The organism is Roseofilum sp. SBFL, assembly GCF_017746885.1.
Classification (GTDB): Bacteria; Cyanobacteriota; Cyanobacteriia; order Cyanobacteriales; family Desertifilaceae; genus Roseofilum.
Genome location: NZ_JAGHZH010000126.1, coordinates 1 through 6,236, shown reverse-complemented (window position 1 = coordinate 6,236; position 6,236 = coordinate 1). Strand labels below are relative to the sequence as shown.

Annotated in this window: 6 protein-coding genes and 2 pseudogenes; 4 read left to right on the top strand and 4 right to left on the bottom strand. The window is 44.8% G+C overall.

The features are described 5' to 3' along the window. Positions 1-221: hypothetical protein (locus tag J7545_RS13570; RefSeq protein WP_318719697.1), on the top strand; the 221-nt coding region annotated here is incomplete at its 5' end. A 6-nt stretch (positions 222-227) separates the two neighbouring features. Continuing rightward, complete coding sequence (gene cheB / locus J7545_RS13565; RefSeq protein ID WP_318719696.1) at positions 228-1,322, top strand: chemotaxis-specific protein-glutamate methyltransferase CheB; 1,095 nt, start codon at positions 228-230, stop codon at positions 1,320-1,322. An 11-nt stretch (positions 1,323-1,333) separates the two neighbouring features. On the opposite strand, the gene J7545_RS13560 is transcribed toward cheB, so the two are convergent. From J7545_RS13560 to J7545_RS13550, 3 genes and pseudogenes are all read right to left on the bottom strand, one after another. Then, positions 1,334-2,317 (bottom strand): helix-turn-helix domain-containing protein, encoded by a 984-nt coding sequence (locus tag J7545_RS13560; protein ID WP_318699359.1) that lies wholly within the window; start codon positions 2,315-2,317, stop codon positions 1,334-1,336. Between the two features lie 350 nt (positions 2,318-2,667). After that, on the bottom strand, positions 2,668-4,095 hold the full coding sequence (gene zds / locus J7545_RS13555; RefSeq protein WP_318699360.1) for a 9,9'-di-cis-zeta-carotene desaturase: 1,428 nt from the start codon (positions 4,093-4,095) through the stop codon (positions 2,668-2,670). 58 nt (positions 4,096-4,153) lie between these two features. Continuing rightward, positions 4,154-4,659: pseudogene (locus J7545_RS13550) on the bottom strand (DUF3368 domain-containing protein). A gap of 195 nt (positions 4,660-4,854) precedes the next feature. Between J7545_RS13550 and J7545_RS13540 the strand changes: the two are divergent. Then, positions 4,855-5,214 carry a nucleotidyltransferase family protein gene (locus J7545_RS13540; protein WP_318699363.1) on the top strand — a complete coding sequence of 120 codons (360 nt, stop codon included), beginning with the start codon at positions 4,855-4,857 and terminating at the stop codon, positions 5,212-5,214. Further along, positions 5,201-5,542 carry a DUF86 domain-containing protein gene (locus J7545_RS13535; protein ID WP_318699364.1) on the top strand — a complete coding sequence of 114 codons (342 nt, stop codon included), beginning with the start codon at positions 5,201-5,203 and terminating at the stop codon, positions 5,540-5,542. Before J7545_RS13540 ends, J7545_RS13535 begins: the two co-directional genes overlap by 14 nt. An 11-nt stretch (positions 5,543-5,553) precedes the next feature. Here J7545_RS13535 and J7545_RS13530 read toward each other — a convergent pair. After that, a pseudogene (locus J7545_RS13530) lies at positions 5,554-6,236 on the bottom strand (ATPase); the annotation flags it as partial.

The following is a 6,236-nucleotide window of genomic DNA, read 5'->3' as shown; positions in this document are numbered from 1 at the left end:
AGGTTCGAGGATTTTCTGGTACAATTGAGGAAGCATTTTTATATTTTTGTGGTCTCTACACGACCACTTTACTCTTTTACCGATCGCCTCCTCAACCCACCACTCTCTCTACCATTGAGCCTCCTTGTCACCCCTTGAGACTTTTGCCCTATTCCCTACTCTCCACTGCCTACTCTCCATCTCCTCTACAAAGTTTCCCTAAATTCCCCCTGTTGGAGTAACTTTGAATGCCGATTCGAGTCATTATTGTTGAAGATTCTCCCATTGCCCTGACCATCCTCAAGCGGATGCTCAACGCCTCTCCAGATATTGAGGTAGTAGGTACAGCTCGTACTGGAAAAGAGGCGATCGCCCTCATTCCTAAAGTTGATCCCCAAGTCATTTGTACGGACTTACACATGCCAGAAATGGATGGGTTAACCTTAACTGAAGAAATCATGTCTACTCGCCCTAAACCGATTTTAGTCATTAGTTCTTCGGTGCGCGAACACGATACCCATCAAGTATTCAAAGTTTTAGAAGCAGGAGCAGTGGATGTTTTTCCTAAACCGGAAGGGGGACTAGGGGTAGACTCCGATCGCATTCAACAAGCTTTAATTAATAAGGTGAAAATCTTAGCAGGAGTGTCTGTATTTACGAACCGTAAACGCTCTCCACAACCGGTGAGTGCTTCTGTCCCTGTCACCCCAACCCAATCTGTGGTTTTTTCTACTCCTCCCCCTCGGTTTTCCCGTCCTAAACTGCCGTTTAGAACGACCCATCTGGGACTCATTGCCCTAGGAGCTTCAACCGGTGGCCCGCAAGTATTAGAGCAAATTTTAAGTCAATTTCCGGCCAATCTCCCTGTTCCAGTGATTTGTGTGCAACATATTAGTGAAGGTTTTTTACAAGGGTTTATTGACTGGCTCTCCAATCGCTGTTCTCTTCCCGTGAGCGTTGCCCGAGCAGGCGATCGCCCCCAACCTGGCCACATCTATTTTTCCCCAGAACGTTCCCATCTGATCTTCGATCGGATGGGCTGTTTTGTCTACAGTCGCACCATCGGAGGTGGAGGGCATTGTCCCTCAATTACAGTAACCTTTAATTCAGTAGCTCAATATTATAGAAATCGTAGTATTGGCGTGTTACTGACCGGAATGGGACGGGATGGAGCCGATGGTCTGTTGTCTATTTTTCAGGCTGGAGGCTTCACTTTAGCCCAAAATGAAGCCAGTTGTGTGGTGTTTGGGATGCCCAAAGAGGCGATCGCCCTCGGTGCCACGCATCAGGTTTTACCTCCAGAAGCCATTGCCACTGCCATTTTAAGGAAATTGGTTGTCTAGTTCCCTATTCCTTATCCTTGTGGATCGCTGACCACTTCAGGTGAGGGAATATCGGAGTTAGATAGGGAATCGGCAGTATAAGACTTTTTCTCAGATTCAGGAACAGAGAGTTGTGGGGCTTCAGGAGATTGTTCCTGGGCTGCACCAGAGGGTGCATCACCGTATAACCAAGCGAGTCCTCCAACAGCACCAGCCATTAATGCGGTATACCCTAAATATAGATGAGCAGGTTGTAAGTAAAATCCCTTGCTTTTTTGGGTATAAAGAGAAGACCAAGACGGAACTACGGAATGGGTCAGATCGGGTTCTGGGAGACTGGAAAGGAGACGTTGACTGTCTAAACCAAGGACAATACTGAGGCGACGGACAAAACCATGCAGGTAAATTTCTTCAGGTAGATGCTCAAAATCACCGGCTTCTAGTGCTTTAAGTTCATGGATAGGGATACGGGTTAAGGCATGGAGCTGATCGAGGGAGAGAGCGCGCCCTAAACGCGCTTGTTGCAGTTGCTCGCCAATTTGTTTCCAACCAGCTTCCCGCTCTTGTTGTATCTTTTGTTGTGCTAACTGTGCTTTAGAGAGTTTCTGGGGGCGAGATACAGGGGCTTTGACTGATGGAACTATACCTGAATCAACAGAACTGGTCTTTTGATGACTTACCCCACGGGTTGGACTCAGTTGAGCGCTACTCTTCGGGCTAGTTACAGGAGCGATCGCTGCTGAGGGACGCACCGGTTCACAAGACTGGTGTTGATATTGACGAATAAAGTGTTGCAACGAGATCTGAATTGCTTCTCGTCCCATGGCTTTAATCAACATTTGTAGACCATCAACTCCTTCTCCGAATTGATCTTGGAGACTTTTCAGAGTGCGACGATAGACCTCAGAATGGTGGAGTTGAGCTTCGATTTGACTCAGGAGCGATCGCAACTCTTTCGGGGAAATTCCCAAAATGGCACAGGCTTCAACACTTAAAGATTTAGGGCTATTGGTCATGGTTTGCTGTCTCCGTTTACTGGTTTAACCCAACCCATCCGATCGGCAAATGGGGAATTAACTGAATAATCTCCCTTCCTTATTCGTAAATTTTGCTCTATCTCCGGATATTGATGGAGAGTAGGAAGGAGGAGTGGGGAGTAGGGAGACATGGAGATACGGACAACTGAAAAAATGGAGACATTGATACAGTAATTTCCCCTGATATGCGATACATCGAATGGCAGATTTTAAAGATAACCAAAATAGCTCACTCAGTAGATTCAACCTATGGTTGAATCTACCATTCCCCCATGGAGAGCGCAAAGCTCTGTATCGCAGATTATCAGGGTCAAGTGAGATAAACCACGTTAAGCCAAAATAGCCTGAGCCGCTTGTCTTCCTGAAAGGGTTGCACCTTCCATGCTATCGATATAATCTTGCTGGGTATAACTTCCAGCCAGGAAAAAGTTTGGAATCGGAGTTTTCTGCGCTGGACGATAGGGGTCCATTCCCGGTGCTTCCCGATACAAAGATTGGGCCAGTTTAACCACAGAATACCAGGTCATCTTCAGATTGCGGGAAGAGGGGAAGAGATCTTGTACTTGTTTGAGGACATGATTGGCGATCGCCTCATTACTTTCCCGAATAAAAGGATCGCCCGGCGTTAGCACCAACTGTAACAGCGAACCTTGTCCTTCCCGATAATAATCTCCGGGACTTGCTAGAGCTAAATCAGCAAAACAGGAAAAATCAGCATCCGCCGTATACAATAAATTATCAATTCCGGCCGCTTTTTCTAATTGCGTGCGTTGCTGTTCATCATTCAATTCCGTCACCCAACCATCAAAGCGCAATTGCACCGTAGCCACTGGAACCGTATCCAACTTATAGATATTATCGAACTCCGGCCACTTACGCCAATCTGAGGGTAAAAGCTTTTGAATTCCCGGCACATCACAGGCACAAACATAGGCATCAGCCGTAATTGTTTCTTCCCTTTCTCCATCGGCAATCACTAACCCAGTGACCTCAGTTTTCCCCTTATTTTCTGTGAATTGAATGTCTCTCACCCGGCGACGGGTATAGATTTTTGTCCCCCGTTCTTCTAAATAGTTCAAAATCGGTTTATGTAGATATTCATGGGGCGAACCTTCCAACATTCTTAGCACTGAAGCTTCCGTTTTCGCTGCGAAAAATTGGAAGATAGTGAGCATACAGCGAGCCGAAATATTTTCTGTATCAATAAATCCTAAAGCATAGGCAATGGGGTTCCACATCCGTTTCAGGGAACCATTCGAGCCGCCCTGTTTACGAAACCAATCGGCAAAACTGATAGAATCCAGGTTGCGAATCGTCCTCATCGCTCCATCAAAATCTACCAAACCGCGTACAATAGGACTGGTTGCTAAGGCGATCGCATTCATCGCCTTATCCTGAACCGACAATTGGGATGTAGTGAAAAAAGCCTTCAAACCATTAAACGGCGCACCTACCGGAAACCGGAAATCCAACGCCCCCGTCATTCCCCCCCGGTTGATGAACGTATGGGTATGTTCCTTTAAACGCAGATTCTCAAACGCACCCACCTTCCGCATCAAAGCAAACAAATTGTAATAGCAGCCGAAAAACACATGCAATCCCATTTCAACATGATTGCCGTCCGCATCCACCCAACTGCCAACCTTTCCACCCACAAAGGCGCGGGATTCAAATATTTCCACCTGATGACCAGCATCAACCAATTCAACGGCAGTAGATAAGCCAGCTAAACCTGCCCCAACAATGGCAACACGCATCGAACGTCCTAAATATCCTTAACAGTTTCTTTACAGATTGTAACAGACTTTGGGTATCCTAGCTCTCCTTTTCACCCGCAGTCCCTAGGACTTCTTGATATAAAGCATCACTGATGCGAAAATTTGCTTCGTTAATCAGGCGATCGATAATGGGTCGAATTTCTGATACCCATCCCCGATGCTTTGATACCAGCAAAATTCCTAATAACCCGGTAATTGATAAACCTAAACGTAAAGCTTCCCTACGTCCGAGACGTTCATCAATTAATAGCTCGTCTACGTTCAATTCTAAAGCTAAAGCGATCGCTTCCGACTCTCCTAAGTCTAAATGATACTGATTTTGCAGCTCTTCAATCAGGGGTTGATTACTAGGTTGATAAATCTCGATCCAATCCAATCTAGGGATAACGCAATTGCAATGCGTGTATCTTCCTGACTACCTCGCTCTAGTTCAGCAGCAACTGCGGGAGGAATCAAGACTTGTCCGTAAAGCTGTTGGAGCAAGGGAAGATAATCAATAATGGCCAACCCATTTAAAGATGATGTATCACTAACAACGATCATCCTCCTACAACCATCCCTTAGATCTAAAATGCTGGATATCTGCTTGCCATTCCTCCACATCATATTCGTTCAGTCCAAAAGTGGAAGGAAATCCTTGAAACGTAGGACTGGCAGTCTCATATCCGGTTTTGAATGGGAGGGGGAGATGGTAACATCTCTCTCGACCCCTAATGAGTTATATAACGACTGTCCCATATGACTACCCAAATGAGCTGCGCCAGCAATGCAGAGCATTATAGCCCAATTTATGAGCGCCTAGGAACTACCCCGGAACACCTGACAGAGTTTTGCCAACGTTGGTCTATCATCGAACTGGCATTATTTGGTTCCATTCTCCGGGATGACTTTAATGCTGATAGTGACGTAGATATTTTAGTCACCTTTAAATCCAATCACTCTTGGGGTTTAGAATTTATCCAAATGCGAGAACAACTCTCTACTCTTTTTAATCGCCCTGTCGATCTGATCACGCGAAAAAGTATTATCAATAGTCCGAATATGCTCCGTCGCCAGAATATCCTCAATTCGGCAGAGGTTATCTATGTCCAAGAATAAACAAGCATTAATCGATATTCTTACAGCTACTGAGCAAATTCTCAGGTATGTTCAAGATACCACACCAGAAGACTTTCAACAAGACGATCAAAACCAGGCAGCTATTTTATATAGAATCATTATTATTGGAGAAGCAACCAAACGACTATCTACTGAGTTTCGTCAAAAATATCCAATAATTCCTTGGCGAGAAATGGCTGGACTACGAGATGTGGTTATCCATGATTATGATGATCTAGATTTTGAAATTCTTTGGAACGTCGTTCAAGTGAATTTACCTGATATATTACCTAAATTACAATTTATTTTAAACCAGTTTAACGACTAAATCTCTGAATGTTATGCTGATGCACTACCTGGCTTTTCAGCTATAACTGCCTGCTTAATCACAGGTGAAAGACTATAGCGCTTATCTTTCCGTTCAACTAAAGAGCGATCGCACAAAGAATGGAGCGCATTGATCGAGTTGGAGGCTTCAATCGTCTGATTTTGCAGCAACTGCCCTAAGTTAACCGGTTCCTCAGCTTGCACTAACAGATGAAGAAATTGCTGTTCTTGGGGGGATAATCGATCGAATTGTTCCTGTAAATTATCCTTCACATTTTCGGGCAATAATAAGCTGTATTCGGATGATATATTCGTTGGCTCAATCTCTAGTTCTTGAATCTGAAAAACCACACTTTTCAGCCAGAAGGGATTACCTTCATAGAGATTCAACATTTGCCACTGTTCTCTATTCTCTAGCTCAATCTCCCTGAGCAGAGCTTCCGTTGATAACGGATCTAAACCCTTTAACTGCATTGTGCGAACCCCAGAGGAGTGCTTGTTCAGAGAAAGACAGTCTCTAGGGTGTTCCCAACCGACGAGAATTAAGCAGCTTTGATGGGGTAAAGTTCTGATTTTCCGGAAGAAGGATTTATACGGTTCGTAACCGGGTTTATATTTTCCTGCCAGTTCTCCAGGACAACATAAGTTGTGGATGTCATCCAATATAATCAAGCAGCGATGTTTTTGTAAATATT

Coding starts and splice junctions, on each gene's coding strand:
- cheB (WP_318719696.1), top strand. CDS start 228: ATGCCGATTCGAGTCATTATTGTTGAAGATTCTCCCATTGCCCTGACC.
- J7545_RS13560 (WP_318699359.1), bottom strand. CDS start 2,317: ATGACCAATAGCCCTAAATCTTTAAGTGTTGAAGCCTGTGCCATTTTG.
- zds (WP_318699360.1), bottom strand. CDS start 4,095: ATGCGTGTTGCCATTGTTGGGGCAGGTTTAGCTGGCTTATCTACTGCC.
- J7545_RS13540 (WP_318699363.1), top strand. CDS start 4,855: ATGACTACCCAAATGAGCTGCGCCAGCAATGCAGAGCATTATAGCCCA.
- J7545_RS13535 (WP_318699364.1), top strand. CDS start 5,201: ATGTCCAAGAATAAACAAGCATTAATCGATATTCTTACAGCTACTGAG.